The 26,346-nt window shown below is 53.2% G+C and carries 22 protein-coding genes; 12 read left to right on the plus strand and 10 right to left on the minus strand.

Annotated elements, in window-relative coordinates:
• Window positions 1–12 precede the first annotated feature (12 nt).
• Window positions 13–1,047: a PLP-dependent cysteine synthase family protein gene (locus tag ACSZO1_RS01245; protein ID WP_437608716.1), complete on the plus strand. Its 1,035-nt coding sequence runs from the start codon at window positions 13–15 to the stop codon at window positions 1,045–1,047.
• A gap of 38 nt (window positions 1,048–1,085) precedes the next feature.
• Here the strand turns inward: ACSZO1_RS01245 and cof are convergent, their stop codons facing one another.
• A complete protein-coding gene (cof, locus tag ACSZO1_RS01250; protein WP_437608718.1) occupies window positions 1,086–1,907 on the minus strand; it encodes an HMP-PP phosphatase in 822 nt (273 codons plus the stop codon).
• Between the two features lie 99 nt (window positions 1,908–2,006).
• On the opposite strand from cof, the gene ACSZO1_RS01255 reads away from it, so the two are divergent.
• On the plus strand, window positions 2,007–3,704 hold the full coding sequence (locus ACSZO1_RS01255) for an SgrR family transcriptional regulator (RefSeq protein WP_437608719.1): 1,698 nt from the start codon (window positions 2,007–2,009) through the stop codon (window positions 3,702–3,704).
• Between the two features lie 61 nt (window positions 3,705–3,765).
• Window positions 3,766–4,461: a 7-cyano-7-deazaguanine synthase QueC gene (gene queC, locus ACSZO1_RS01260; protein ID WP_437608721.1), complete on the plus strand. Its 696-nt coding sequence runs from the start codon at window positions 3,766–3,768 to the stop codon at window positions 4,459–4,461.
• A gap of 105 nt (window positions 4,462–4,566) precedes the next feature.
• On the opposite strand, the gene ACSZO1_RS01265 is transcribed toward queC, so the two are convergent.
• From ACSZO1_RS01265 to bolA, 9 genes are all read right to left on the minus strand, one after another.
• Entirely contained in the window at window positions 4,567–4,965 is a 399-nt protein-coding gene (locus tag ACSZO1_RS01265) for an acyl-CoA thioesterase (RefSeq protein ID WP_437608723.1), read from the minus strand.
• Window positions 4,966–5,085: 120 nt separating this feature from the next.
• Window positions 5,086–5,415, minus strand: coding sequence for a helix-hairpin-helix domain-containing protein (locus ACSZO1_RS01270; RefSeq protein WP_437608725.1), 330 nt, complete (start codon window positions 5,413–5,415; stop codon window positions 5,086–5,088).
• Between the two features lie 143 nt (window positions 5,416–5,558).
• The gene (gene ppiD, locus ACSZO1_RS01275; protein WP_437608727.1) at window positions 5,559–7,424 is read right to left on the minus strand and encodes a peptidylprolyl isomerase; all 1,866 of its coding nucleotides are present in this window, start codon (window positions 7,422–7,424) and stop codon (window positions 5,559–5,561) included.
• Between the two features lie 247 nt (window positions 7,425–7,671).
• The gene (gene hupB, locus ACSZO1_RS01280; protein ID WP_437608808.1) at window positions 7,672–7,944 is read right to left on the minus strand and encodes a nucleoid-associated protein HU-beta; all 273 of its coding nucleotides are present in this window, start codon (window positions 7,942–7,944) and stop codon (window positions 7,672–7,674) included.
• Window positions 7,945–8,158: 214 nt separating this feature from the next.
• Window positions 8,159–10,513 (minus strand): endopeptidase La, encoded by a 2,355-nt coding sequence (gene lon, locus ACSZO1_RS01285; RefSeq protein WP_437608729.1) that lies wholly within the window; start codon window positions 10,511–10,513, stop codon window positions 8,159–8,161.
• 249 nt (window positions 10,514–10,762) lie between these two features.
• Window positions 10,763–12,037, minus strand: a complete 1,275-nt coding sequence (clpX, locus tag ACSZO1_RS01290) for an ATP-dependent protease ATP-binding subunit ClpX (protein ID WP_437608731.1) — start codon at window positions 12,035–12,037, stop codon at window positions 10,763–10,765.
• 128 nt (window positions 12,038–12,165) lie between these two features.
• Window positions 12,166–12,789: an ATP-dependent Clp endopeptidase proteolytic subunit ClpP gene (gene clpP, locus ACSZO1_RS01295; protein WP_437608733.1), complete on the minus strand. Its 624-nt coding sequence runs from the start codon at window positions 12,787–12,789 to the stop codon at window positions 12,166–12,168.
• A gap of 346 nt (window positions 12,790–13,135) precedes the next feature.
• Window positions 13,136–14,440, minus strand: coding sequence for a trigger factor (gene tig / locus ACSZO1_RS01300; RefSeq protein ID WP_437608735.1), 1,305 nt, complete (start codon window positions 14,438–14,440; stop codon window positions 13,136–13,138).
• A gap of 317 nt (window positions 14,441–14,757) precedes the next feature.
• Window positions 14,758–15,072, minus strand: coding sequence for a transcriptional regulator BolA (bolA, locus tag ACSZO1_RS01305; RefSeq protein WP_437608737.1), 315 nt, complete (start codon window positions 15,070–15,072; stop codon window positions 14,758–14,760).
• A 297-nt stretch (window positions 15,073–15,369) separates the two neighbouring features.
• Between bolA and ACSZO1_RS01310 the strand changes: the two genes are divergently transcribed.
• The 9 genes from ACSZO1_RS01310 to ACSZO1_RS01350 all read left to right on the plus strand — a co-directional run bounded on the left by ACSZO1_RS01310 (window position 15,370) and on the right by ACSZO1_RS01350 (window position 26,315).
• Window positions 15,370–15,948: a lipoprotein gene (locus tag ACSZO1_RS01310; protein ID WP_437608739.1), complete on the plus strand. Its 579-nt coding sequence runs from the start codon at window positions 15,370–15,372 to the stop codon at window positions 15,946–15,948.
• Window positions 15,949–16,053: 105 nt separating this feature from the next.
• Window positions 16,054–17,532 (plus strand): muropeptide MFS transporter AmpG, encoded by a 1,479-nt coding sequence (gene ampG, locus ACSZO1_RS01315; RefSeq protein WP_437608741.1) that lies wholly within the window; start codon window positions 16,054–16,056, stop codon window positions 17,530–17,532.
• A 422-nt stretch (window positions 17,533–17,954) separates the two neighbouring features.
• The gene (gene cyoA / locus ACSZO1_RS01320) at window positions 17,955–18,905 is read left to right on the plus strand and encodes a cytochrome o ubiquinol oxidase subunit II (protein WP_437608743.1); all 951 of its coding nucleotides are present in this window, start codon (window positions 17,955–17,957) and stop codon (window positions 18,903–18,905) included.
• A gap of 3 nt (window positions 18,906–18,908) precedes the next feature.
• The gene (gene cyoB, locus ACSZO1_RS01325; RefSeq protein ID WP_437608745.1) at window positions 18,909–20,891 is read left to right on the plus strand and encodes a cytochrome o ubiquinol oxidase subunit I; all 1,983 of its coding nucleotides are present in this window, start codon (window positions 18,909–18,911) and stop codon (window positions 20,889–20,891) included.
• Window positions 20,891–21,505 (plus strand): cytochrome o ubiquinol oxidase subunit III, encoded by a 615-nt coding sequence (locus ACSZO1_RS01330; protein ID WP_437608747.1) that lies wholly within the window; start codon window positions 20,891–20,893, stop codon window positions 21,503–21,505. The genes cyoB and ACSZO1_RS01330 overlap by 1 nt, the downstream gene beginning before the upstream one ends.
• Entirely contained in the window at window positions 21,505–21,840 is a 336-nt protein-coding gene (locus ACSZO1_RS01335; RefSeq protein ID WP_437608749.1) for a cytochrome o ubiquinol oxidase subunit IV, read from the plus strand. The genes ACSZO1_RS01330 and ACSZO1_RS01335 overlap by 1 nt, the downstream gene beginning before the upstream one ends.
• Before the next feature lie 13 nt (window positions 21,841–21,853).
• A complete protein-coding gene (gene cyoE / locus ACSZO1_RS01340) occupies window positions 21,854–22,741 on the plus strand; it encodes a heme o synthase (RefSeq protein ID WP_437608751.1) in 888 nt (295 codons plus the stop codon).
• Between the two features lie 256 nt (window positions 22,742–22,997).
• Window positions 22,998–24,362, plus strand: coding sequence for an MFS transporter (locus ACSZO1_RS01345; RefSeq protein WP_437608753.1), 1,365 nt, complete (start codon window positions 22,998–23,000; stop codon window positions 24,360–24,362).
• Window positions 24,363–24,530: 168 nt separating this feature from the next.
• A complete protein-coding gene (locus ACSZO1_RS01350) occupies window positions 24,531–26,315 on the plus strand; it encodes a YopJ family acetyltransferase (RefSeq protein ID WP_437608755.1) in 1,785 nt (594 codons plus the stop codon).
• Window positions 26,316–26,346 lie beyond the last annotated feature (31 nt).

Genomic DNA, 26,346 nt, shown 5'->3' on the forward strand with positions numbered 1-26,346 from the left:
AGGAGCAGCATCATGAGCAGTCAGTGGGTCAAATACGCCATTAATGAAATTAACGCGGACTTTCAGCGTTCCGCCGATACGCATCTGATCCGCCTTGCGCTGCCGGACTTCCCCGGTATCTGGCTCTATTTAAAAGATGAAAGCACCCACCCGACCGGCAGCCTGAAACACCGCCTGGCACGCTCACTGTTCCTGTATGGCTTAAGCAATGGCTGGATCAAACAGGGCCAGCCAATTATCGAGGCCTCTTCCGGCAGTACCGCGGTATCGGAAGCCTATTTTGCCCGCCTGCTGGGTCTGCCGTTTATTGCCGTGGTGCCTGCCAGCACCGCGCGACGCAAGATTGAACAGATTGCCTTTTATGGCGGGCAGTGCCATTTCGTGAGCGATCCCTGCCAGCTGTATGCCGAGTCAGAGCGTCTGGCGCGCGATCTGCACGGCCATTTTATGGATCAGTTTACCTATGCCGAACGCGCCACCGACTGGCGCGGCAATAACAATATTGCCGAAAGTATTTTTCGGCAGATGGCCAGCGAACCTTACCCGGTGCCGGATACCATTGTGATGAGCGCAGGCACCGGCGGCACCTCAGCCACTCTTGGTCGCTACCTGCGGTATCAGGGACATGATACGCAACTGCTGGTGGTGGACCCGGAGAATTCGGTGTTTTATGACTACTGGCAGCGGCGCGATGCGCAGTTAACCAGTGCAGTCGGCAGCCGGATTGAGGGCATTGGCCGCCCGCGCGTGGAGCCGTCATTTATCCCCGATGTGATTGACCGCATGCTGAAAGTGCCGGATGGCGCCAGTATTGCCGCCATGCTGTGGCTGGAGAAAACCCTCGGACGTAAGGCTGGCGCCTCAACCGGCACCAATATCTGGGGTGCGTTGCAGGTGGCGCGCGAAATGCGCGAACAGGGTCGCCAGGGCGCGATTGTCACCCTGCTGTGCGACAGCGGTGAACGTTATCTCGACAGCTATTACAACCCTGACTGGGTGCAGGAATATATTGGCGATATCACGCCATGGCAGCAGGCATTGCAATAAAAAAGCCGGACTATCCGGTCCGGCGTGCTGGAATGACCTCAGAATTCGGGGGAATAATTAAGGTGTGGTGTCGTCAGCCAGTGATTTAAATAATGCGACACGCCCTGTGTCGCGCAATGTCCAATAACCGGTAAATGCGGCAGCGCCGTTTTGAGCTGATGCATGGCGTTGCCCATAATAAATCCGTGGCCGACATCCGACAGCATCTCGCGGTCGTTCATTGCGTCGCCAAAGGCCATGCAATCCGCCATGGTGAACCCGAGGTGATGGCTGAGAAAGTTCAGCGCCGCGCCTTTATTACAGTTCAGCGGCAGCACTTCAAGGCAATCCCAGGCGGAGAAGCAGATATGCGCGCGTTCGCCCAGCGCTTCACGCAGTTGCATCTCCAGACCTAATAACTCTTCATGTGGCGCGACAAAACAGATTTTGGTTACCTTGTCCGCCGGGAAGTCACGTAATTCTGCCAGCTGATAAGTGAAGCTGCTCATCTGGTGCGCCGTTAAAATCTCCGGCACATGCTGACCGGTAAACCAGCCATCATCATTAAACACGTGCAGTGTGGCGCGGGTATCCCAGGCCGTATGGATCACCTGCCAGGCGATATCCGCCGGGAGGTCACTGGTATGCAGCGCTTCGCCATGCATGTTGTGCACTCTGGTGCCATTACCGGTAATCAGCCAGGCATCGAGCGCCAGTTCAGTGGCAAGGAGCTTCATCTCGAGAAAATGCCGGCCAGTGGCAAACGCCAGAATCACCTCGCGCGCCTTCAGTGCACGCAGACTGGCAATGGTTTCGTCACCCAGACGATGGTTGGGTAACAGCAGGGTGCCATCCATATCAAAAGCAGCTAAACGCGACATCTCACCTCCGGTTTTTGTGCAGCGTTGAGTACACAGTATCACCTGGCAATTACGGAACTAATAGTGAATACTTTATGAAAACCCTTCCGGATTTATGCTGTGCGCCAGCTCAATCATCTCAATCAGTTCGCGCGTCTGTGGCAACACAGCAATGGCGCGCCACAACATACCAGCGTGGCGGAGATGGCCGCGCTGTGCTTCTGCAGTGAACGCCATCTGCGTACTCTGCTGCGCCAGTGGCAGCAGGCGCAATGGCTGACATGGCAGGCGCAGGCTGGACGTGGCAGACGCGGCGAGCTGCGTTTTCTGCAAACACCACAACACCTGCGCAGCGCTCTGCTGCAGCAACAGCTCGATCGCGGACAATCACAACATGCATTGCAACTGGCACAGCTGGCGCCGGAGCAGCTTGGCCAGCTGTTGCAGCCGTTTATGGGTGGACAGTGGCAGCATGATACGCCGACGCTGCGTATTCCCTACTACCGCCCGCTGGAGTCCCTTACCCCACTGTATGCCAGCGGCCGTGCGGAGCAGCATCTGTGCTGCCATTTGTATGCCGGGCTGACACGGTTTGAGGGAAATCAGGTGGTGGGCGATCTGGCGCACCATTGGGTGTGCCATCACAACCAGCGCGAGTGGTTATTCTATCTGCGCCCGCAGTTGCGCTGGCATAACGGCGAAGTGATCAGTGCCGCCCAGCTTCAGCAGCAACTGCAGCAGATCCTCGCCAGTGAAGTGGGAGCAAAACTGCTTGCCAGCGTCAGGCAGGTGACACTGGCTCACGCGCTCTGCCTGCGCTTCGAACTGCACAGTCCTGATTACTGGCTGGCGCACCGTCTGGCCACAGTATTATGCCTGCTGCCACACCCCGGCGATGCCACACTGGGCGCAGGTCCCTACCGGCTAAGCCACTTCACGCCGACGCTGGTACGCATCGAGAGCCACAGCGGCTATCACCTGCGTCTGCCACTGATGCAAACCATCGAATACTGGATCACGCCGCAGCTGTTCGACAGCCAGCTGGGCACCAGTTGCCGCCACCCGGTGCAGATTGCCATTGGCGCACGGGATGAACTGGATTTACTGCGGCCGGTGAGCAACGGTATCAGCCTCGGTTTCTGCTATCTGGCGATTAACCAGCAGCGCCACCTGAACCGGCAGCAGGCAACCAAAGTGATGCGCCTGTTACACGAGGCACAACTCATTGCACAACTGCCGGTGGAAGAAGGGCTGATTACGCCCAGTCAGGAGATGTTACCTGGCTGGCCGCTGCCGGACTGGTCGGCCGATGATGTCGCGCTGCCTGCCACCCTCAGCCTGCACTACCATTTACCCGTCGAACTGGATGCGATGGCGCTTGCCCTGCAGAAACTGCTGGCTAAGCATCACTGCCAGCTGGAACTGCACTTTCATCCGGCCAAGAACTGGGCGGATTATGCCGCGCTGGAAGACGCCGATTTATTAATGGGTGACCGGCGCATTGGCGACGCCCCTGAGTTTACGCTGGAAAGCTGGCTGCGCCTCGATCCCCTGTGGTCCGCCATTCTCAGCCACGCACGCTATCAGGAGTTGCTTACCACTCTGCAGCAAATCCAGGCGCAGCCAGAGGAAGCCGTGCGGCTGAGTGCGTTGCAGCACAGTTTCCGCCAGCTGATGAACGATGCACTGGTCACGCCACTGTTTAATTATCGCTACCAGATCAGCGCACCACCTGGCGTACAGGGCATCCATCTGAATGCCTGGGGCTGGTTTGATTTTACCCGTGCGTGGGTGCCACCGCCGGTGGCGATTGAGTGAAGCGGGCGCAGGCAGTACCATACGCGGCTAATGTAGCGAACTAAGATGACGAAGGCCTGATATGAAACGTGCAGTAGTAGTGTTTAGCGGTGGACAGGACTCAACCACCTGCCTGATTCAGGCGCTGGCGCAGTATGATGAAGTGCATTGTGTCACTTTTGATTATGGTCAGCGTCATCGTGAAGAGATCGACGTCGCCCAGGCGCTATCGCTGCAGCTGGGTGCACGGGCACATAAAGTGCTGGATGTTCGTCTGCTGAATGAACTGGCCGTCAGCAGCCTGACGCGCGACAACATTCCGGTTCCTGCTTACGACCCCGCCGCCAGTGGTCTGCCGAGCACTTTTGTGCCGGGACGCAATATTCTGTTTCTGACGCTGGCCTCCATTTATGCTTACCAGGTGGAAGCCGACGCGGTGATTACCGGCGTCTGCGAAACCGATTTTTCCGGTTATCCCGATTGCCGCGATGAGTTTGTTAAAGCACTGAATCACGCGATTGAGCTGGGTATGGCGCGCAACGTCCGTTTTGAAACTCCGCTGATGTGGCTGAATAAAGCCGAGACCTGGGCACTGGCCGATTACTGGCAGCAGCTGCCGCTGGTGCGTCAGCAGACGCTGACCTGCTACAACGGCATTAAAGGGGATGGTTGTGGCGAATGTGCCGCCTGTCACCTGCGCGCCAAAGGGCTGGCGGATTATCAGGCTAACAGCACGGCAGTCATGGCGGCGATGAAAGCAAAAACAGGCCTCAACTGATCGTGCCGGCGGCCTTCACGCACGCATGGGGAAGGCCGTTTGTTTCTGTTCGCATACCAAAGCTGCCGGGAAAAACCCGGCAATGTTATGAAAATAACGACATCGCTATTCCCGCAGCATTGATTTCATATGCACGCGTAATTCGCCATCTAATGGCAATGCGGCTTTCGTTTTCGGGTCAATACAGACAAACGTCAGCATCGCATCCGCCACCAGCGTGCCGTCATCGAGTAACACTTTCTGACTAAGCACACCGCTGGTATCACTGATTTTCACCAGATGGCTGTCAATAATCAGAACATCCCCCGCCACTGCTGGCCGGCGATAGTTAATATTGATATTCACCACCACGAAGATAATGTTGTGCGCCATCATCCAGCGCAGCGCGTCACTGTTTTCCAGCCACTCCCAGCGCGCCTCTTCAAGGAATTCGAGATAACGGGCATTATTCACATGCAGAAAGCCATCCAGATGATAGCCGCGTACTTTAATTTTTGTTTGCATAGCCTCGTTGCCTCATCGGTTCGCCCAAAGAAAAAGAGGTCACACCACTGGTATGACCTCCAAATGTTAGCAGTTTGTTATCCTGCGCCTCGTCAGCGAAGCGCCAGTCTGGGAATCAGATCACAATTTTAGCCGGGCGGCATTACGCTCAACCAGCGCACTGCCAATACCGGGCACCTCCTTTAGCTGTTCTACGGCGCTGAACGGACCATAGGTCTCGCGATAGCTGACGATCGCTTCGGCTTTTTTAATGCCAACACCATTCATTGCCGCCGCCAGTTCCTCGGCGCTGGCGCTGTTGATACTGACAAGCCCCTCTTCCGCCTTGCTTTCGCTCAGCGTTTTCGTTTCCACCGGAGCGTGGTGAGTCTCTGCCGCCCATGCTGATGACAGCGTTTCCGTGGTCAGCGCCAGAACGATAGCTAAGGCATTCAGCCGGTTTTTTATCATGCTGTGGTTCCTTCATGTGTGTAACAGCAGCGCTACGCTACCGCCGCCTGACTTACGCGACAAATGGCAAAACCCAAAAATGGAAAAGGCCGCGTAAGCGGCCTTTTGAGTTGCAGTTTGTTGCAGAGAAATTGCGTAGCGGATTACTGTTGTGCCGCTGCGCCGTATTTCACTTTGGCTTCTTTACGCAGATTGCTCAGCAGTGCTTCGAAAGCGATTTGCGCATTGTTTTGTGTCACACCACGCACCATCGCCTGCTTCTGCTGCTCAGGCAGCGTGCCTGCTTCCACCTTATCCAGCGCCAGCAGTACCACATTGCCCTGCATATCTTCGCTGATACCGTAAGAGGCTTTATCTTTCGCCGGTTGTGGTAACGCAAAGGCCGCCTGGGTCAGCGGGTCCTGGCCAGTACGGGTCAGGGTTTTCGCATCCGCAAAGCTCAGGCCTGCCGCTTTCAGCGCATCATCTTTGCCCGCTTTCAGCTCAGCAAGGATTTTATCCGCGTCAGTACGCGCCTGTTTTTCCGCTTTGTTGCGTTTAATGGTGCCAGTAATTTGCGCCTGCACCTCAGCAAACGGTTTCACCGCTTCAGCTTTATGCTCGCTGATGCGCAGCACAAAAGCACGATCGCCATCAACGGTAATGATATCGGAGTTGCTGCCCGGCGCACCGTTTTCACCCACTAAACCACCGTTGAAAATCGCCTGTTTCACCGCATCGAAATTCAGCTCTGCCGGCAGGCTGTCACGGTCAAACCAGCTGGTTTCCACCGCTTTCACACCCGCCGCCTGCTCAGCACCAGCCAGCGATTCGGTGTTGTTGCTTGCCGCATCACTCACTTTTGACTGCAGTTTGTAGTAGGCGTCGACCGCTTTTTCCTGCTTCACTTTATCGATGATGCTGTCACGCACCTCGGCCAGCGGTTTGATCTGCTCCGGCTGAATATCATCCAGACGCACCACCAGGAAACCGACGGAAGACTTGACCACACCAGAGAGCTGGCCTTTGCTGGTCAGATTAGCCTCTTTCAGCTCATCAGGCGTGGTGGATGGCTCCAGCCAGCCCATATCGCCGCCGTTACGGCGAGAGATAGGATCGACAGATTTCTCTTTCGCCAGCGCGGCAAAATCAGCGCCATTTTTCAGCTGGTCAACAATCGCCTGCGCATCCGCTTCCGTTTTGGTCTGAATAATGCTGTAACGGTTGCGTTGTGGCTGGCCGAACTCAGCTTTGTGTTCGTCGTACCAGCTCTGAATGTCGCTGTCGCTGGCGGTTTCCTGCATGTTTGCCGCATCCAGTTTGATGTAGCTCACACGGAACTGCTCCGGCGCCATAAAGTCATTTTTATGCTGCTCGTAGTAGTTCTTAATCTCTTCGTCACTCGCCTGCTGCTGCGCCGTCAGTTTGGTCACATCGATGGTGGCCGTGCGCACGCTGCGTTGCTGTGAAACCAGTGCAGCCAGCGAATCAGCTTCACCTGAGAGCATAAAGTCGGTGCCCGCGACCGCAGTCACCAGCTGCTGAGTGGTCAGCTGCTTGCGCAGTGCTTCTGCATACTGGTCAGCCGTGAAGCCCATATTGCCGATTAGCGCGAGATATTTGGCATTATCAAATTTGCCATCGGTCTGGAAAGCAGGCTGAGTGAAAATTGCCTGTTTAATCTGATCGTCGCTGATTGCCAGTTTCAGATCTTTGGCATACTGGTCGAGCAGCACTTCATCAACCAGCTGAGAGAGCGCCTGCTGACGCATCTGCTGCATGTAACCTTCGTTACCGGCCAGCTGGGAGAACTGCTCGCCCAGCATCTGCTGCTGGCGGCTACGCTCAGAGGAAAACGCACGTTCCAGCTGTGCCCGGCTGATCTCCTGCCCGTTCACTTTTGCGGCGTAATCACCATTTCCGCCAACCAAAAATTCGCCCACTCCGGTCAGCACAAATGACAGGATAATCAAACCTAAAATAATCTTGAGCACGACATGGTTCGACGCCGCGCGTAAATTGTCCATCATGGTATGCCAACACTCCACTGTAGTGTGAATAAACCTACGCTTAGCTCCCGCGTCCGCGCGGCAAGCGCAGCTGCATTTCAGGCCTGCAGCTATCGGCCAGTCTTATGACATCCGCACAGCGCATTTGTCACAGACCAGGATAAAAAAAGGCACATCATTTGTCTGATGTGCCCGGTATGTTACATGAGAACGCTTTGGTCGTCCTCAATCCAGCGAAGAAATTACTTCAGTGGACAATTAACTACGCTTAGTTAACGGCGTCTTTCAGCGCTTTGCCCGCGCGGAAACCGGGAACTTTGCCTGCTGGAATGGTAATTTCTTTACCAGTCTGTGGGTTGCGGCCAGTACGTGCAGAACGTTCACGCACGGAGAAAGTGCCAAAACCAACCAGCGCCACTTCGTCGCCTGCTTTCAGAGAATCGGAAACTGAAGCAATAAATGCATCTAATACACGTCCAGCTGCAGCTTTAGAAATGTCAGCATTCGCAGCAATTTTGTCGATCAATTGTGACTTATTCACTCTATTCATCCCCTCTTTATTATTCACCTCGCATCCGAGCTTCCGGGCTCGTTGCGAACGCGCTGCAAGTTATATCAAGCCTGATGAGTCGAGACAACGTTATTCGTTCACGTTACCAATTCGATCAGCTACCTAAGTTAGCGAGACAAAAAAAGGCTGGCAAGCATCATTTCACCTGCCAGCCCCACTTTTTGGTTATATTTGCCTTAAATCACTATTTAGCGGTGGCAACCTGCATGCCATAAGGCGCATTCTGCAACGCCAGCGTCAGCACTTCCTCGATGCGTTTTACCGGATGGATTTCCAAATCGGCAATCACGTTATCCGGAATCTCTTCCAGATCGCGTTTATTTTCATCCGGAATTAACACCGTTTTGATGCCGCCACGGTGTGCAGCCAGCAGTTTTTCTTTCAGGCCGCCAATCGGCAGTACCTGACCACGCAGGGTGATTTCACCGGTCATCGCCACATCGGAACGCACCGGGTTGCCGGTCAGACAGGACACCAGTGCGGTGCACATCGCAATACCGGCGCTCGGACCATCTTTCGGCGTGGCACCTTCAGGTACGTGAACGTGAATATCACGTTTCTCGTAGAAGTCGCCATTGATACCCAGTTTCTCAGCACGAGCGCGCACAACAGTCAGCGCGGCCTGGATAGATTCCTGCATCACTTCACCGAGAGAACCGGTGTAAGTCAGTTTACCTTTGCCTGGTACGCAGGCGGTTTCAATGGTCAGCAGATCGCCGCCCACTTCCGTCCACGCCAGACCGGTTACCTGACCTACGCGGTTTTCGCTGTCGGCACGGCCATAGTCGAAACGCTGCACGCCGAGATAATCTTTCAGATTATCGCCATCAATGCGGATATGTTTCACTGACTTATCCAGCAACAGCGCTTTCACCGCCTTACGGCACAGTTTCGACAGTTCGCGTTCCAGGCTACGCACACCCGCTTCACGCGTGTAGTAACGAATGATGCCAATAATGGCGCTGTCATCAACGCTGATTTCGCTCTCTTTCAGCGCATTGCGTTCAATCTGTTTCGGCAACAGATGCTGTTTGGCAATATTCAGTTTTTCATCTTCGGTATAACCGGAAAGACGAATCACTTCCATACGGTCCAGCAGCGGTGCCGGGATGTTCATGGAGTTAGACGTTGCCACAAACATCACGTCAGAAAGATCGTAATCCACTTCCAGATAGTGATCGTTAAACGCGATATTCTGTTCCGGATCTAACACTTCCAGCAACGCGGAAGCCGGATCGCCACGCATGTCGGATGACATTTTGTCGATCTCATCCAGCAGGAACAGCGGGTTTTTGACGCCCACTTTCGCCATTTTCTGAATCAGTTTACCTGGCATAGAGCCGATATAGGTACGGCGGTGACCACGTATTTCCGCTTCGTCACGCACGCCGCCCAGCGCCATACGCACATATTTGCGACCGGTCGCTTTGGCGATGGACTGGCCGAGTGAGGTTTTACCTACCCCTGGCGGTCCCACCAGGCACAGAATCGGGCCTTTGATTTTGCTGACACGGCTCTGTACCGCTAAATATTCCAGAATACGGTCTTTGACGCGCTCCAGACCATAGTGGTCGGTATCCAGCGTCTCCTGCGCTTTACGCAGATCTTTTTTCACCTTGCTGCGCGCATTCCATGGCACCTGTACCATCCAGTCGATATAACCACGTACGACGGTGGCTTCGGCGGACATCGGCGACATCATTTTCAGCTTCTGCAGCTCAGCTTCGGCTTTTTCATGCGCTTCTTTCGGCATTTTTGCCGCGTCAATCTTGCGCTTCAGCGCTTCATTTTCGTCAGGCGCATCGTCCATTTCGCCCAGTTCTTTCTGAATCGCTTTCATTTGCTCATTCAGATAGTACTCGCGCTGACTCTTCTCCATCTGCTTTTTGACGCGGTTGCGGATGCGTTTTTCCACCTGCAACAGGTCGATTTCTGACTCCATCATTGCCATCAGATATTCCAGACGTTCGTTGACGTCTGACATCTCCAGCACTGACTGCTTATCGGCCAGTTTCAGTGGCATATGCGCTGCAACGGTATCGGCGAGACGCGCTGCGTCGTCGATGCTGTTCAGCGACGTCAGTACTTCCGGCGGGATTTTTTTGTTCAGTTTGATATAGCCTTCAAACTGATTAATCGCGGTGCGCACCAGCACTTCCTGCTCGCGCTCATCAAGTTCCGCCGACGCCAGGTATTCCGCCTGGGCAGTGAAGTGGTCGCCGTTATCGGCCAGCGTGGTGATACGGGCGCGTTGCAGGCCTTCAACCAGCACTTTTACCGTGCCATCCGGCAATTTCAGCATTTGCAGAATGGATGCAACCGTCCCTACCGAGAAGAGATCGTTTATGCCAGGTTCATCCGTTGAAGCCTCTTTCTGTGCTACCAGCATGATCTTTTTATCGTGATCCATGGCGGCTTCTAAGCACCGAATCGATTTTTCCCGACCTACAAACAACGGAATTACCATGTGCGGATAAACCACTACGTCGCGCAACGGCAACACAGGGATTTCAATGCGTTCAGAACGCTCAGGATTCATAGAGCTCTCTCTTAGTTATAGTCCGCCAGGGTGGTGGGAACCACATTCCCCTTCATACTCAGGTTGCAAAGACGCAGCCCTGCCGCCTTACCGCCACCCGAATGATTCAGAAAAGTTCAGGCAGTCAACCCACAGGTAACTGAGTATATGGGGATGAATGTCAGACATTCAACGTTAAGCGCGTGAGAAAAGCAAAAGGGGAAAAAATTTTCCCCTTTTTATGGTAACTAACTGGATTGATTTGCTTATTTATTCGCCAGAAGCCTGTTGTGCTTCATGTTTTCCGTAAATCAGCATTGGTTCGCTTTGTCCATCAATCACGGATTCATCAATCACCACTTTTTCCACATCTTCCATGGAAGGCAGGTCATACATGGTATCCAGCAGCGCACCTTCAACAATCGAACGCAGACCACGCGCACCGGTTTTGCGTGACATGGCTTTCTTCGCGATCGCCGTCAGCGCTTCTTCACGGAACTCCAGTTCAACCCCTTCGAGGTTAAACAGGGCCTGGTACTGTTTGGTCAGGGCATTTTTCGGCTCACGCAGGATCTGAATCAGTGCTTCTTCACTCAATTCATTCAGCGTCGCCACTACAGGCAGACGCCCGATAAATTCAGGAATCAGACCGAACTTGATCAAATCTTCCGGCTCCACCTGCGACAGCAGCTGGCCTTCTGTTGCTTTCTGCGACTTACCTTTTACCGTTGCACCGAAGCCGATACCACTGCCGGTTTCCACACGCTGTGAAATCACTTTATCGAGGCCTGCAAATGCACCGCCACAGATAAACAGGATTTTCGAGGTGTCCACCTGCAGGAATTCCTGCTGCGGATGTTTACGACCACCCTGCGGCGGAACGGCAGCCACCGTCCCTTCGATCAGTTTCAGCAGCGCCTGCTGGACGCCTTCACCGGAAACGTCACGCGTAATCGATGGGTTGTCCGACTTACGCGAGATCTTATCAATCTCATCAATGTAAACGATGCCGCGCTGGGCTTTCTGCACGTCGTAGTCACATTTCTGCAGCAGTTTCTGGATGATGTTTTCCACGTCCTCACCGACATAACCGGCTTCGGTCAGCGTGGTGGCATCCGCCATGGTAAATGGCACATCCAGCAGACGCGCTAAGGTTTCCGCCAGCAGGGTTTTACCGCTACCGGTAGGACCAATCAGCAGAATGTTACTCTTGCCCAGTTCGATACCGTTGCTGGTATCGCCATTGCGCAGGCGCTTGTAGTGGTTGTACACCGCGACTGCCAGCACCTTTTTCGCCTTCTCCTGGCCGATAACATAATCGTCGAGATGATGGCGGATTTCATGCGGTGTCGGCAGTGCACTGCGCTCGCGATGCGGGGCGACTTCTTTAATCTCTTCGCGAATGATGTCGTTACACAGATCGACACACTCATCGCAGATATACACTGACGGCCCGGCAATCAGCTTACGTACTTCATGCTGGCTTTTGCCGCAAAAAGAGCAGTACAGCAGCTTTCCTGAACCGTCTTTGCGCTTATCTGTCATCAGTTAACCTCTTCTCTTTATCCTGGTCCGCCTGGTTTGCGGCGCTGGCAGCGCCGCTGCGCTGCCCTTGTCTCGTGCCACTCACATCTGCGCCTTTTAACTATAGCCTGGCGCACACGCGTAAGCCTTTAGATGCGCTTGTCCAGTATGCCATCCACTAAACCATACTCTACCGCTTCAGCGGCAGAGAGGAAACGGTCGCGCTCAGTGTCTCTCTCTATTTCTTCAAGAGATTTGCCCGTATGGTGCGCCATCAGCTCATTCATACGGCCCTTAACTTTAAGGATTTCACGCGCATGGATTTCAATGTCTGTCGCCTGGCCCTGGTAACCGCCCAGTGGCTGGTGGATCATCACACGTGAGTTTGGCAGACAGAAACGCTTACCTGCCGCGCCCGCCGTCAGCAGAAACGCGCCCATGGAGCACGCCTGGCCCATACAGATGGTGCTGACGTCCGGCTTAATAAATTTCATGGTGTCGTAAATCGACATCCCTGCAGTAATCACGCCACCAGGAGAGTTGATATACAGGTAGATGTCTTTTTCCGGGTTTTCCGCTTCCAGAAACAGCATCTGCGCCACAATCAGGTTGGCCATATGATCCTCAACCTGACCGGTGAGGAAGATCACGCGCTCTTTCAGCAAGCGCGAATAGATGTCGTAAGAACGCTCGCCGCGCGAGGTTTGTTCAACCACCATTGGCACTAACGCCATGTGAGGTGCAGTTATTTCACGTTCGCCACTGTATGACATTACCGTCTCCTGGATAAATTTCACTTTGGCAACACTCTGTACCGATTCTACTTGAGTGAGCCCGGGAACACTATGCTTCCCCTCACTCACCGACGCCATCCGGACGGGTAATCAGTCAGCGCAACAATTACGGGTGGTGCTGAAGAGTATCTGGGGATGTTGCCCCGCTCTTTCAAGCATAACAACGTTTTCGTCAATCGCTAACCAGGAAAAGCAGCATAGACGATAATTCGCCGCTTAATTAAGCAAATAAGCAGTAAAAGATGAGCTTTGCCGGAAAATAGTTAAGCAAAAGGCCCGCAACCTTACGGTAGCGGGCCTTTTTTAAGGCGTTTTAGCGCAGGAATCAGGCGTTAGCAGTCTGATTCATCAGGTCCTGGAAGCCAGTCGCTTTCTCAGTGACTTTGGCTTTTGCCAGAACCGCTTCAACAGCCTGCTCTTCCAGAGCAACGTTACGCATGTTGTTCATCAGCTCGTTGTTTTTGCTGTAGAACTCGATCACTTCCTGTGGATCTTCATACGCAGACGCCATCTCTTCGATCAGCGCTTTCACACGGTCTTCGTCAGCTTTCAGCTCGTTGGTGCGAATGACTTCGCCCAGCAGCAAACCAACCACTACGCGGCGTTTTGCCTGCTCTTCGAACAGTTCACGTGGTAATTCAAGCGCTTGTTTCTCGTTGCCGCCGAAACGCTGTGCAGCCTGACGACGCAGAACGTCCACTTCGCTGTCAATCAGTGCAGCAGGTACGTCGATTTCATTCGCCGCAACCAGGCCATCGATAGCCTGAGACTTGATGCGGTTACGCACTGCGCCTTTCAGCTCGCGTTCCATGTTTTTACGCACTTCAGCACGCAGGCCGTCAACGGAACCGTCTTCCACGCCGAAACGGCTGATGAATTCAGCGGTGAACTCTGGCAGTTCGCGCACTTCAACTTTCTTCAGCACGATTTCGAACTTCGCGTCTTTCCCTTTCAGGTTTTCTGCGTGGTAATCGTCCGGGAATTTCACATCGATAGTGAAGGTTTCGCCCGCTTTATGGCCAACGATGCCTTCTTCGAAGCCTGGGATCATACGACCCTGGCCCATCGCCAGTACGAAATCAGACGCTTTGCCGCCTTCGAACACTTCACCGTCTACAGAGCCGGTGAAATCGATGGTTGCGCGATCTTCCGCTGTTGCCGCTGCATCTGTTTCTTTCCAGCTAGCCTGCTGCTTACGCAGGGTGTCCAGCATCGCGTCAACATCAGCATCGGTCACTTCAACTACCGGTTTTTCAACTTCGATAGCGTCCAGACCCTGCAGTTCCACTTCCGGGTACACTTCGAACTCAACGGAGAAGCTGAAGTCTTCACCCAGTTTGTACTCGCCCGGCACATATTTTGGTGCGCCAGCCGGGTTGATTTTTTCTTTGATGATAGCGTCAACAAAGTTGCGCTGCATCAGATCGCCCAGCACGTCCTGACGCACAGATGCGCCATAACGCTGAGCAACAACATTCATTGGCACTTTGCCTTTACGGAAGCCGTCGATACGCACTTTTTTAGCCACGTCAACCAGCTCTTTCTTCACAGCGCTCTCGATAACGTCAGCAGCGACGGTAATCGCAACGCGACGGCCCAAGCCCTGAGTGGTTTCTACTGAAACTTGCATCTTGTTACCTCAAAAAAATCACGTGCTCGGTCAACTTCAGACAGCACACCGCGCCAGTCTGCGCAAATGTACTCTCCGACAACCGGGACGGCCTCTGTTGTCAGAACCGCATTCCCTGTTACCAGAAGCGTCCCGAAGACATTCCGGAAAAATAGACGCCGCATTATAGCGGCATCACCTTGATGAGTCGAGAACGCAAACCCGTTCAAACGGCGTACTGTGCGCAAATTATCGCCCAGCTCGCAAATTGTTCGCCCGTCAGAGGCAAAAACGACAAAACGGCCCGCAGGCCGTTTTGAAATTAATCGCGTAAGACGTCAGGCCATCGTACCCGCGCCACGGCAGTCAGGCGATGCCGGCACCGTATCACGTAATCCTTCCCACTCTTTCACGGTATAGGTATGCAACGCCAGTGCATGCACGCTGCCCGCTAATTCATCGGCCAGCACACCATAAATGGCGCGATGGCGCATCAGGAAGCGTTGATTGGCAAAACTGTCACTGACGATGATGACCTTGAAATGGCTCTCCGAACCCGCGGGCACGTTGTGACGGTAACTTTCGTCCTGCACTTCAAGATACACCGGACTAAACGCCTTACGTAACTTTTCTTCTATTTGTCCGCGAACCATAACCACACTCCTCTTCGGCAGCGCACAGAGCGCCATCTCTTTAAATATTAGTTGGTTTTTTCACTTATCCGCGGCGCGGTGATGAAAATTTCTTAACTCGTTCTTTTCTCTGGCGACAATACGGCGGCATCTTATCGCGCTGCGTTTACCAGTCTGGCATCTGCCTGCCCCTTCCCACAATCTGAAAAAGAGCAAGGTAATGAATTTACGCGCAGTCAGGGCTTCCCTCCGCGCCAGCCAATGATATGATGGCCGCAGTTTTGTCAGCAATACCACTCACGTGAACGAGAAAAAAGTATGTTAAAAAAATTATTATTCCCGCTGCTGGCCGCGTTTATTCTGGCTGGCTGTGCAAACAACAGCACCACGTTAAATGTTTCCCCTAAAATTCAGTTACCACAGCATGACCCAAGCCTGATGGGCGTTACCATCAGCATTAACGGCGCCGATCAGCGCAGCGACCAGGCGCTGGCAAAAGTCACCCGCGATGGCCAGCTGGTTACCCTAACACCATCACGCGACCTGCGTTTCCTGCTGCAGGAAGTGCTGGAGAAGCAGATGGGCGCGCGCGGTTACATGATTGGACCAAATGGCGCTGTCGACCTGCAGATCGTCGTCAACAATCTGTATGCTGACGTCACCCAGGGCAACCTGCGTTACAGCATCACCACCAAAGCGGACATTTCCATTATCGCCAGCGCGAAAAATGGCAATAAGCAGGTGAAGAACTACCGTCAGACCTACAGTGTGGAAGGCGCGCTGACCGCGTCTAACGAGAAAATCACTAACGTGATTAACTCCACACTGAGCGACGTGATTGCCGATATGGCGCAGGACACCAGCGTCCATAGCTTTATCAAGCAAAACGCACGTTAAGCCAGACGGGAGCCGCCACGGTTCCCCTTTGTGTTTTCAGATTTTCCGCCCGGAAGGTCTGTATGCCGCCCGGCCCTCGCGCCGGGCGACTTACGAAAGGATTGTATGACCAATAACTACCTGCGTATTTTCAGCCAACGTAACGCCGCCCTCCTGCTTCTGCTCGGTTTCGCCTCCGGACTCCCGCTTGCTCTGACTTCCGGCACACTGCAGGCGTGGATGACGGTGGAAAACGTGGATCTGAAAACCATCGGTTTCTTTTCACTGGTCGGCCAGGCCTATGTGTTTAAGTTTCTCTGGTCGCCGATGATGGACCGCTATACCCCGCCATTTTTAGGCCGTCGGCGCGGGTGGTTATTGATCAGTCAATTGTTGCTGATTGCCGGTATTGTGGCGATGGGCTTTATGGAACCTTCGCGCGACCTCACCCTGCTGGCCGCGCTGGCGGTACTGGTCGCGTTCTGTTCCGCATCGCAGGATATCGTGTTCGACGCCTGGAAAACCGATGTCCTGCCGCCAGAAGAACGTGGCAGCGGCGCTGCGATAACGGTGCTCGGCTACCGGCTAGCGATGCTGGTTTCCGGCGGGCTGGCCCTGTGGCTGGCCGATCGTTTTCTTGGCTGGCAGGCCACCTACTGGCTGATGGCGTTGATGATGGTGCCAGGCGTGATCGCCACCCTGCTCGCCCGTGAACCAGAGAACGCGATTCCCAAACCGCGTTCTCTGGAGCAGGCGGTGATGGAACCGCTGCGGGATTTCTTTAACCGCAACAACGCCTGGCTGATTCTTTCCTTAATAGTGTTATATAAGCTGGGTGATGCTTTCGCCGCCAGCCTGACCACCACCTTCCTGATCCGCGGCGTCGGTTTCGATGCTGGTGACGTCGGCCTGGTCAATAAAACCCTTGGCCTGCTGGCCACTATTGTCGGCGCTTTGTACGGCGGGCTGCTGATGCAGCGCCTGTCGCTGTTCCGCGCCCTGATGCTGTTCGGCATTTTACAGGCGGTTTCCAATCTGGGTTACTGGCTGCTGTCGGTGACCGACAAACACCTGTTCAGTATGGCCAGCGCAGTATTCGTGGAGAATCTGTGCGGCGGGATGGGCACTGCAGCGTTTGTCGCGCTGCTGATGACGCTGTGTAACAAATCGTTCTCCGCCACGCAGTTTGCCCTGCTTTCTGCGTTATCTGCAGTAGGCCGGGTGTATGTAGGACCTGCAGCAGGCTGGTTTGTTGAACTGTGGGGCTGGCCGACCTTTTACGCCTTCTCGGTTGTCGCCGCACTGCCGGGACTGCTGTTGCTGGCGGGATGCAAGCGCACGCTGGAATATACCCAGAACACAGAAAGCTTCCTGCCGCGTAACCGCTACCGCGATGGCTATCGCTGGGCATTACGCGCCTTAAGCGCAGGCTGTATGTTGCTGGGACTATGGCTGCTGTTACTGGCGATTCAGGCGCTTGGCTGGCTGAACAGCACAGGCATTCTGACGCCGCTATTTGAGACGGGTATCGCGCTGGCGCTGTGCGGTATTGTTATCGGTTCTGTACTAGACTATTTGGCGCTGAGAAAAACGGCGCATAAATAACCACCGCGCAATCGTGTAAATTTTCGCCAAATGTAAAAATAGGGGTGTTGCGGTTAATTTTGGGAAATTTAACCGATAAAGTATCCTCTTCGGATGCCGATATTACACTCCGGTGAGCAATTAATTTTGTATAATTAATATCTCACAAATGATGCAAAGTTGTTAAATATTTGCGACCAGTTTTGGTTGTTTATATCTGTGGAGTTTTTTCCTCAGAAAAAATAAGCCATTTCTGTTATAATGATGGCAACTCATTGTGCCCGTTAATATTTTGTCATTTTGAGTAACATCTGTGACACCCTTAGTAAAAGGTGTCAACACCAGCCTGACACATCCTTAAGCTGGTTTACAGTGCAGAAACCTTCCCGTAAAATGCCGCCACACTTAAACGACAATAGAGCCCTTGTCATTGAGGTCGTTAAATGAGACTCAGGAAATACAATAAAAGTTTGGGGATTTTGTCATTAATTGCAGGCACTTTATTGTTAAGTGGTTGCGATAGTGCGTTGTTAAATCCCAAAGGACAGATTGCAATGGAGCAACGTTCGCTGATACTGACGGCCTTTGGCCTGATGTTGATCGTCGTTATTCCGGCAGTCTTGATGGCCGTCGTGTTCGCCTGGAAATATCGGGCATCCAACACTAACGCCAAATATACGCCTAACTGGTCACACTCCAATAAAGTGGAAGCTGTGGTCTGGACCGTTCCAATCCTGATCATCCTGTTTCTTGGCATCCTGACGTGGAAATCCACCCACGCCCTGGAACCAAGCAAACCGCTGGCATCCGATGTGAAGCCAATTGAGATCGATGTTATCGCGCTGGACTGGAAATGGATGTTCATTTATCCGGAACAGGGTATCGCCACTGTTAACCAGATCGCGTTCCCGGCTAACACTCCGGTGAACTTCAAGATCACCTCTAACTCAGTGATGAACTCGTTCTTCATTCCGACCCTCGGTAGCCAGATCTACGCGATGGCAGGCATGCAGACTAAACTGCACCTGATTGCGAATGAACCCGGCACCTTCGACGGTATTTCATCCAACTTCAGCGGTAAAGGCTTCTCTGGCATGAAGTTTAAGGCCATCGCCACCGCCGATCAGGCAGGTTTTGATGAGTGGGTCGCAAAAGCGAAACAGTCACCAAATACCCTGTTGACGATGGATGAATTCGAGAAAGTCGCTGCTCCGAGCGAAAACCACCCGGTTGAATTCTTCTCCCAGGCGAACCCAGAACTGTTTAAGCAGGTTATTAACAAGTTCATGAGCCACGAGAAGATGACCATGCCAGAACATGCTGAAAAAGCAGAACATGAAGGTATGGACATGGGTAACGCCGCTCATGCCGGACATGCTGGAACCGAGGAATAAACGATGTTAGGAAAATTAACACTGGATGCAGTGCCGTTACACGAGCCTATTATCGTGATAACGGTTGCCGCCATCATTCTTGGTGGTCTGGCGCTTGCAGCAGCAATTACTTACTTCGGTAAGTGGAAATACCTGTGGACCGAATGGCTGACGTCAATCGACCACAAACGTCTTGGTATCATGTATATCATCATGGCCTTCGTCATGTTGCTGCGCGGCTTTGCCGATGCGGTAATGATGCGTGGTCAGCAGGTGCTGGCGTCTGCCGGCGAAGCGGGCTTCCTGCCGCCGCATCACTACGACCAGATCTTCACCGCTCACGGCGTGATCATGATCTTCTTCGTGGCGATGCCATTCGTGGTGGGTCTGATGAACATCGCCGTGCCGCTGCAGATTGGCGCACGTGACGTTGCCTTCCCGTTCCTGAATAACCTGAGCTTCTGGCTGACTGCGGTCGGTGTAGTGCTGGTTAACCTGTCACTGGGTGTGGGCGAATTCGCACAGACCGGCTGGCTGGCGTATCCACCACTGTCCGGTGCGGAATACAGCCCGGGGGTAGGTGTTGACTACTGGATCTGGAGTCTCCAGCTGTCCGGTATCGGTACGACCTTAACCGGTATTAACTTCTTCGTGACCATCATGAAAATGCGTGCCCCAGGCATGACCATGTTCAAGATGCCAGTATTTACCTGGGCGTCACTATGTACTAACGTTCTGATTATCGTCTCCTTCCCGGTTCTGACGGTATGTCTTGCGTTGCTGACCCTGGATCGCTATCTGGGCTTCCATTTCTTTACCAATGATATGGGCGGCAACATGATGATGTACGTCAACCTGATTTGGGTTTGGGGTCATCCGGAAGTGTACATCCTGGTTCTGCCTGTCTTCGGTGTGTTCTCCGAAGTGGTGGCAACCTTCTCTAAAAAGCGTCTGTTTGGTTACACCTCACTGGTATGGGCAACAGTTGTTATTACCATCCTGTCCTTTATCGTGTGGCTGCACCACTTCTTCACCATGGGCGCGGGCGCGAACGTTAACGCCTTCTTCGGTATTATGACGATGATTATCGCCATTCCGACCGGGGTGAAAATCTTTAACTGGCTGTTCACCATGTACCAGGGTCGCATTGTGATGAACTCTGCGATGCTGTGGACTGTTGGCTTCCTGGTCACCTTCTCTGTTGGTGGTATGACCGGTGTTCTGCTGGCAGTACCAGGCGCTGACTTTGTGCTGCACAACAGTCTGTTCCTGATTGCCCACTTCCATAACGTCATTATCGGTGGTGTGGTCTTCGGTATCTTCGCTGGTGTGACTTACTGGTTCCCGAAAGCGTTCGGTTTCACCCTGAACGAAACCTGGGGTAAACGCGCGTTCTGGTTCTGGATTATCGGCTTCTTCACTGCCTTTATGCCACTGTACGCACTGGGCTTCATGGGTATGACCCGTCGTCTGAGCCAGGACATCGATCCACAGTTCCACACCCTGCTGGTTGTGGCTGCGGGTGGTGCTGCGCTGATCGCAATGGGCGTGGCTTGCCAGGCTATCCAGTTCTGGGTATCTATCCGTGACCGTCACGAAAACCGTGACCTGACCGGTGACCCGTGGGGCGGCCGTACGCTGGAGTGGGCAACCTCTTCTCCACCACCGTTCTATAACTTTGCAGTGGTCCCGCACATTCACGAGCGTGATGCGTTCTGGGAACTGAAAGAGAAAGGTGAAGCGTACAAACAGCCAGCGCACTATGAAGAGATCCATATGCCGAAGAACAGCGGCGCGGGTATCGTCATCAGCTTCTTCCTGCTGGTATTTGGTTTCGCTGCTATCTGGCACATCTGGTGGTTGCTGGGTCTGTCTTTCGTTGGCGCCATCGCTACCTGGGTAATTAAGAGCTTCGACGAAGACGTTGATTACTATGTACCAGTTGCCGAAATCGAGAAAATCGAGAATCAGCACTTTGCAGAAATCACCAAAGCAGGCGTGAAATAATGTCGACTGAAACTCTGACTAAACACCACGACGCCCATGCGGAGCATGGGCATCACGATGCAGGAGCCAATAAAGTCTTTGGCTTCTGGATCTACCTGATGAGCGACTGCATTATCTTCGCAACCCTGTTTGCGACCTATGCAGTTATGGTTAACGCGACCGCTGGCGGCCCGGCAGGCAAAGATATCTTTGAACTGCCGTTCGTTGCCGTGGAAACCGCCCTGCTGCTGCTCAGCTCCATTACGTATGGTTTTGCAGTGATCAGCATGAACAAAGGCAGCAAAGCCGCCGTTAACGGCTGGCTGGCGCTGACCTTCCTGTTCGGTGTGGGCTTTATCGGGATGGAAATCTATGAATTCCATCACCTGATCGCGGAAGGCTTTGGTCCGCAGCGCAGTGGTTTCCTGTCCGCGTTCTTTACGCTGGTCGGTACTCACGGTCTGCACGTGACCTCCGGTCTGATCTGGATGCTGGTCCTGATGTATCAGGTTGCCCGCCGTGGTCTGACTGATACTAACCGTACCCGTATCATGTGCCTGAGCATGTTCTGGCACTTCCTGGATGTGGTATGGATCTGCGTATTCACCATTGTTTACCTGATGGGGGCCATGTAATGAGTCATTCTGCAAACCAGCATGGTGCATCTCACTCTCACGGTAGCGTGAAGGACTACATGATCGGCTTCGTACTGTCGATCATTCTGACCGCCATCCCGTTCTGGCTGGTGATGGACGGCAGCGCGTCGCACACCACTATCCTGAGCATGGTTCTGGTGTGTGCCGTAGTTCAGGTACTGGTGCATCTGCGCTTCTTCCTGCACCTGGATACGAAGACTGAAGATGGATGGAATATGATTGCCATTGTGTTCTCGGCAATTATCATCCTGATCGTTGTTGTTGGCTCGATATGGATCATGTGGAACCTCAACTACAACATGATGGCCCACTAAAGAGTCGCAAGTGATGATTAAGCAATACCTGCAAGTAACGAAACCAGGAATTATTTTCGGAAATTTAATTTCTGTCATCGGGGGATTTCTGCTGGCCTCTAAAGGCAGCATTGATTATCGCCTGTTTCTCACCACCATCGTCGGTGTTTCACTGGTGGTCGCATCAGGTTGTGTCTTTAACAACTTTATCGACCGCGATATCGACAAGAAAATGGAGAGAACGAGGAATCGTGTCCTGGTGAGGGGACTGATCTCTCCGAATGTATCTCTGGTTTATGCAACCTTACTGGGTATTGCTGGCTTTGCGTCGCTGTACCTTGGCGCTAACCCGCTGGCCATGTGGCTGGCGGTGATGGGCTTTGTGATTTACGTGGGTGTATACAGCCTGTATATGAAGCGTAATTCCGTGTATGGCACCCTGATCGGTAGCCTCTCCGGCGCTGCGCCGCCGGTGATTGGCTACTGCGCAGTCACCAACGAGTTTGATGCTGGCGCGTTGATCCTGCTGGCAATCTTTAGCCTGTGGCAGATGCCGCATTCCTATGCGATTGCCATCTTCCGCTTTAAAGATTATCAGGCTGCCAACATCCCGGTGTTGCCAGTGGTGAAAGGTATCTCCGTGGCGAAAAACCATATCACGCTGTATATCATCGCGTTTATGGTCGCTACCCTGATGCTGACCCTGAGCGGCTACGCAGGCTACAAATATCTGGTGGTTGCTGCTGCAGTCAGTGTGTGGTGGCTGGGAATGGCATTATCAGGTTACAAGACCTCAAACGATGTGGTTTGGGCACGTAAACTGTTTGTCTTCTCCATCATCACGATCACCTGCCTGAGTGTGATGATGTCAGTGGATTTTATGGTTCCGGCCTCTAAGGATCTGCTGACTTACGTCGGTTAACCGCAAAGACATCACTAAGGGCGCGCTGTTCATTGCGGATAGCGCGCCCTTTCTTTTTGTTGTTCCAGACAATTTTGTTACCACTGCTTAAGAACTAATGTTTTACCCACCCTGCCCCGCCCTTTAAACTATTGCCGGCACAAAGCGAGAGATAACAAAGCCGTTAGCAAACCAGAGATGTGGCTGCACCACCTTTAATGGGGAAACGTCCCCGACACCAGGCTTTGTTAGTCGTCTGAATCAGACTGAGGTTGTAATGAACGATAATAAAATGACTCCGGTCGAACTGCGCGCGACCTGGGGTTTAGGGACGGTGTTCTCCCTGCGGATGCTGGGAATGTTTATGGTACTGCCGGTACTGACCACCTACGGTATGGCGTTGCAGGGCGCGAGTGAAACACTGATTGGCCTGGCGATTGGTATTTATGGTCTGGCACAGGCGGTATTCCAGATCCCATTTGGCCTGTTATCTGATCGCATTGGTCGTAAACCATTAATCGTCGGCGGTTTGCTGGTGTTTGTCCTCGGTAGCGTGATCGCCGCCTGTACCACCTCAATCTGGGGCGTGATCCTTGGTCGCGCGCTGCAGGGTTCCGGCGCCATTGCCGCTGCCGTCATGGCACTGCTGTCTGACTTAACCCGCGAGCAGAACCGCACCAAAGCGATGGCGTTTATCGGCATCAGTTTCGGCATTACCTTTGCCATTGCAATGGTGGTCGGGCCGATTGTTACCCATACCTTTGGTCTGCACGCCCTGTTCTGGATGATTGCCGTGCTGGCGTCACTGGGCATTGTGATTACCCTGCTGGTGGTGCCCGCTGCGCCGCATCATGTGTTAAACCGTGAATCGGGCATGGTCAAAGGCAGTATTCGTGAAGTGCTGGCCAATCCGCGCCTGCTGAAACTGAATTTCGGCATTCTGTGCCTGCATATCCTGCTGATGTCGAGTTTCGTCGCCCTGCCTGGCCAGTTTGAACAATCCGGCTTCCCGGCGGAACAGCACTGGAAAGTGTATCTGCTGACCATGTTGATCGCGTTTGCCGGGGTGGTGCCGTTTATTATCTATGCCGAAGTGAAACGCCGTATGAAGCGGGTGTTTGTCGCCTGCGTGGCGGTGATCCTGATTGCGGAAATTATGCTGTGGGGCGCAGGCAGTCACTTCTGGACGCTGGTTGTCGGCCTGCAGCTATTCTTCCTCTCCTTTAATCTGATGGAAGCGATTCTGCCCTCGTTAATCAGCAAAGAGTCTCCGGCAGGCTATAAAGGGACGGCGATGGGGGTTTACTCCACCAGCCAGTTTATTGGCGTGGCGATTGGCGGCAGTCTTGGCGGCTGCATCTATGGCAACTTCGATGCTCAGAGCGTGTTTCTGTTTGGCGCGATCATCGCCACAGTGTGGCTGTTTATCAGCTTCAGCATGAAAGAACCGCCATACGTCAGCAGCCTGCGCATTACGCTGCATGAAGCACAGGGCAGTTTCGAAAAGATTGAGCAGCGTCTGAAAGCGCAGCCCGGTGTGGCCGCGGTGTTTATTGTGCCGGAAGAGAAAAGCGCTTACGTCAAAATTGACAGTAAAGTGACCAGTCGTCCGGAGCTCGAAGCGCTGGTGGCGTCAGCCTGACCGGTGAAAAATTAAGATCACCGTTTTATAGTTGTTATGTGATTCCATCGTCTCTACATTGCAGATCGCGGCCTGACTCACCAGCGCCGCCATGATTTGCCGTGATGATCCCCTCCGGCGTCAGCCCTGCGCCGGAGATCATTTCTCAATGGAAATGAGGACGAGAAGATGCCAGATAAATTAGAGCTTGCTCTGCCCACACCGCCCCTCCCTCCTCTCCTGCAAAACCAGATACAGCAGCGGTTTTCATCACTACCGCTATTGCAGGTGGCGAATGTACCCCAACCCATCGAGCTCCCCCGCTCGGTATCTGAGCCAGGCATTGCCTCTGCCTCACTGTTACAGCAAACGAGCCGTGTCCCGCCGCTACAGCCTTCATTTGCTGCATCGTCCCCGATGCTCACGCCGGAATTCAATATCGCTTCGCGGACACGACAACACATGCAGCAAAGTCCGCAATCCTTTAGCCATGAAGAAATAAACCGGGCATTTCTCAGGCTGGAGCTGAATAGCCCGGCTGCAGGTTCCACAGTACGCAGCCACTCAAAATTACAGAGTGCGCAGGATCTGATTGCACAGGCTATGCGGCATCCCGAGCCAACGCTCTGTGGCGACAGAAAAGCGCGAAATCAGACATTGCATACTCTTCGCGATAGCTTTAACAGTCAGACGCTGAAAAGTGCAGAAAGCAGCGATCATCAACGAGAAAAAGAGATTCTTGATGAGTTAATTGAATTTCCGGAAATGATCATTGAATCCGATCTGATGCTAAAAATTGCTGATAAAGACGGCAGGATTGGGTTGCTGGCGGCAGATCGTCAAGATCACCACACCAGTCACCACACGATTGAGCTTTTTATCAGCCGGGCAAGTCACTCTGCCAGTCTGCACTTGCTGCGCGCAGCGATTGGCCAGTTACGGAAAACGCACGATTCACCAGTGTGGATAAAGCTGGAAGGCACTCATTTTTCCGCAACCCAGTTACGGGAATGCGGATTCAAAAATGCGCCCGATGAGGATTATATGGTGCTCAGCGGCGCATTTGCCCGGTTGCCGCAACAGCAGCAAATGGCCGCTTCACGCTCCCTGCAGTCAGTATCGCCTGAACTGATTCATGCACAGTCTCAGGTAAATGACTACCTGGTCAGCGAGAGACAACCAGATATTGATATTTATCGCCTTGATGTGACCCTGTTGCCACAGGTTATCAATAGCCTGAACCAGCATAAACCTGGATTAAATCTGGCTTATCTCGCCAGTATCGATGAAGTGACGCATGCATTCGGCAATATTAGCGCTGGCAGTGCTCAGCGGTTTCTCTTGCGCAGCTGTAAAGCGGAAGATGTCACCGGTACCCTGCACCATCTGGTGCTGGAAACCCGCAGAGACGCTCAAAACAGGCTTTCGGTCATCATCATTGATAGTGTCGCGGTTAATGCGCAGGAGCTGGGACACCGGGAGCTCACCCATCATCTGCTGGAGACCTGCCCGAATGCCCGCATCAGTTTTATCAGCACAGGTGTACAGCGTTCGCCTTTTGACTGCATACCTTACAGTCTGGATATCGCCACGAAATGTTATCAGCGCCAGCCCCTGATACAGCGTATTCATCAGGAAATGCTGGAACACAACCAGATTTCAGGAAACAGTGGCAGGACATACCTGCCGGAGAAGGGCATCGTGTTCGTTGATTCATACTTCGCGGGCGATGTTTTAAGCGCGCCATTTTTCAAGCATATGAGTTCCACCAGGCAGATGGCAAAGTTGTTGTTACGCTATCCGGAATTAGACGAAACCGTGGTGAACAAGAAAAGAGAGTATCTCAGTGAGCGGCAGCAGCAGAGGGTGGCGACACATACTGCTAATGTGAATGGCGAAGAGAAAAAACTCACTTACAATACATCAATCGAGCACAAGCGCTTAAGAATGCTGAATAACATCCGGCAATCATAATGCAGTACGGCGCCCGAACGTCCTGCCGGGC

Origin of the sequence: Erwinia sp. V71, from assembly GCF_965644245.1 — a bacterium.
Lineage (GTDB): Bacteria > Pseudomonadota > Gammaproteobacteria > Enterobacterales > Enterobacteriaceae > Erwinia.

Coding starts and splice junctions, on each gene's coding strand:
- ACSZO1_RS01245 (WP_437608716.1), top strand. CDS start 13: ATGAGCAGTCAGTGGGTCAAATACGCCATTAATGAAATTAACGCGGAC.
- cof (WP_437608718.1), bottom strand. CDS start 1,907: ATGTCGCGTTTAGCTGCTTTTGATATGGATGGCACCCTGCTGTTACCC.
- queC (WP_437608721.1), top strand. CDS start 3,766: ATGAAACGTGCAGTAGTAGTGTTTAGCGGTGGACAGGACTCAACCACC.
- ACSZO1_RS01265 (WP_437608723.1), bottom strand. CDS start 4,965: ATGCAAACAAAAATTAAAGTACGCGGCTATCATCTGGATGGCTTTCTG.
- ACSZO1_RS01270 (WP_437608725.1), bottom strand. CDS start 5,415: ATGATAAAAAACCGGCTGAATGCCTTAGCTATCGTTCTGGCGCTGACC.
- ppiD (WP_437608727.1), bottom strand. CDS start 7,424: ATGATGGACAATTTACGCGCGGCGTCGAACCATGTCGTGCTCAAGATT.
- lon (WP_437608729.1), bottom strand. CDS start 10,513: ATGAATCCTGAGCGTTCTGAACGCATTGAAATCCCTGTGTTGCCGTTG.
- clpX (WP_437608731.1), bottom strand. CDS start 12,037: ATGACAGATAAGCGCAAAGACGGTTCAGGAAAGCTGCTGTACTGCTCT.
- clpP (WP_437608733.1), bottom strand. CDS start 12,789: ATGTCATACAGTGGCGAACGTGAAATAACTGCACCTCACATGGCGTTA.
- tig (WP_437608735.1), bottom strand. CDS start 14,440: ATGCAAGTTTCAGTAGAAACCACTCAGGGCTTGGGCCGTCGCGTTGCG.
- bolA (WP_437608737.1), bottom strand. CDS start 15,072: ATGGTTCGCGGACAAATAGAAGAAAAGTTACGTAAGGCGTTTAGTCCG.
- ACSZO1_RS01310 (WP_437608739.1), top strand. CDS start 15,370: ATGTTAAAAAAATTATTATTCCCGCTGCTGGCCGCGTTTATTCTGGCT.
- ampG (WP_437608741.1), top strand. CDS start 16,054: ATGACCAATAACTACCTGCGTATTTTCAGCCAACGTAACGCCGCCCTC.
- cyoA (WP_437608743.1), top strand. CDS start 17,955: ATGAGACTCAGGAAATACAATAAAAGTTTGGGGATTTTGTCATTAATT.
- cyoB (WP_437608745.1), top strand. CDS start 18,909: ATGTTAGGAAAATTAACACTGGATGCAGTGCCGTTACACGAGCCTATT.
- ACSZO1_RS01330 (WP_437608747.1), top strand. CDS start 20,891: ATGTCGACTGAAACTCTGACTAAACACCACGACGCCCATGCGGAGCAT.
- ACSZO1_RS01335 (WP_437608749.1), top strand. CDS start 21,505: ATGAGTCATTCTGCAAACCAGCATGGTGCATCTCACTCTCACGGTAGC.
- cyoE (WP_437608751.1), top strand. CDS start 21,854: ATGATTAAGCAATACCTGCAAGTAACGAAACCAGGAATTATTTTCGGA.
- ACSZO1_RS01345 (WP_437608753.1), top strand. CDS start 22,998: ATGAACGATAATAAAATGACTCCGGTCGAACTGCGCGCGACCTGGGGT.
- ACSZO1_RS01350 (WP_437608755.1), top strand. CDS start 24,531: ATGCCAGATAAATTAGAGCTTGCTCTGCCCACACCGCCCCTCCCTCCT.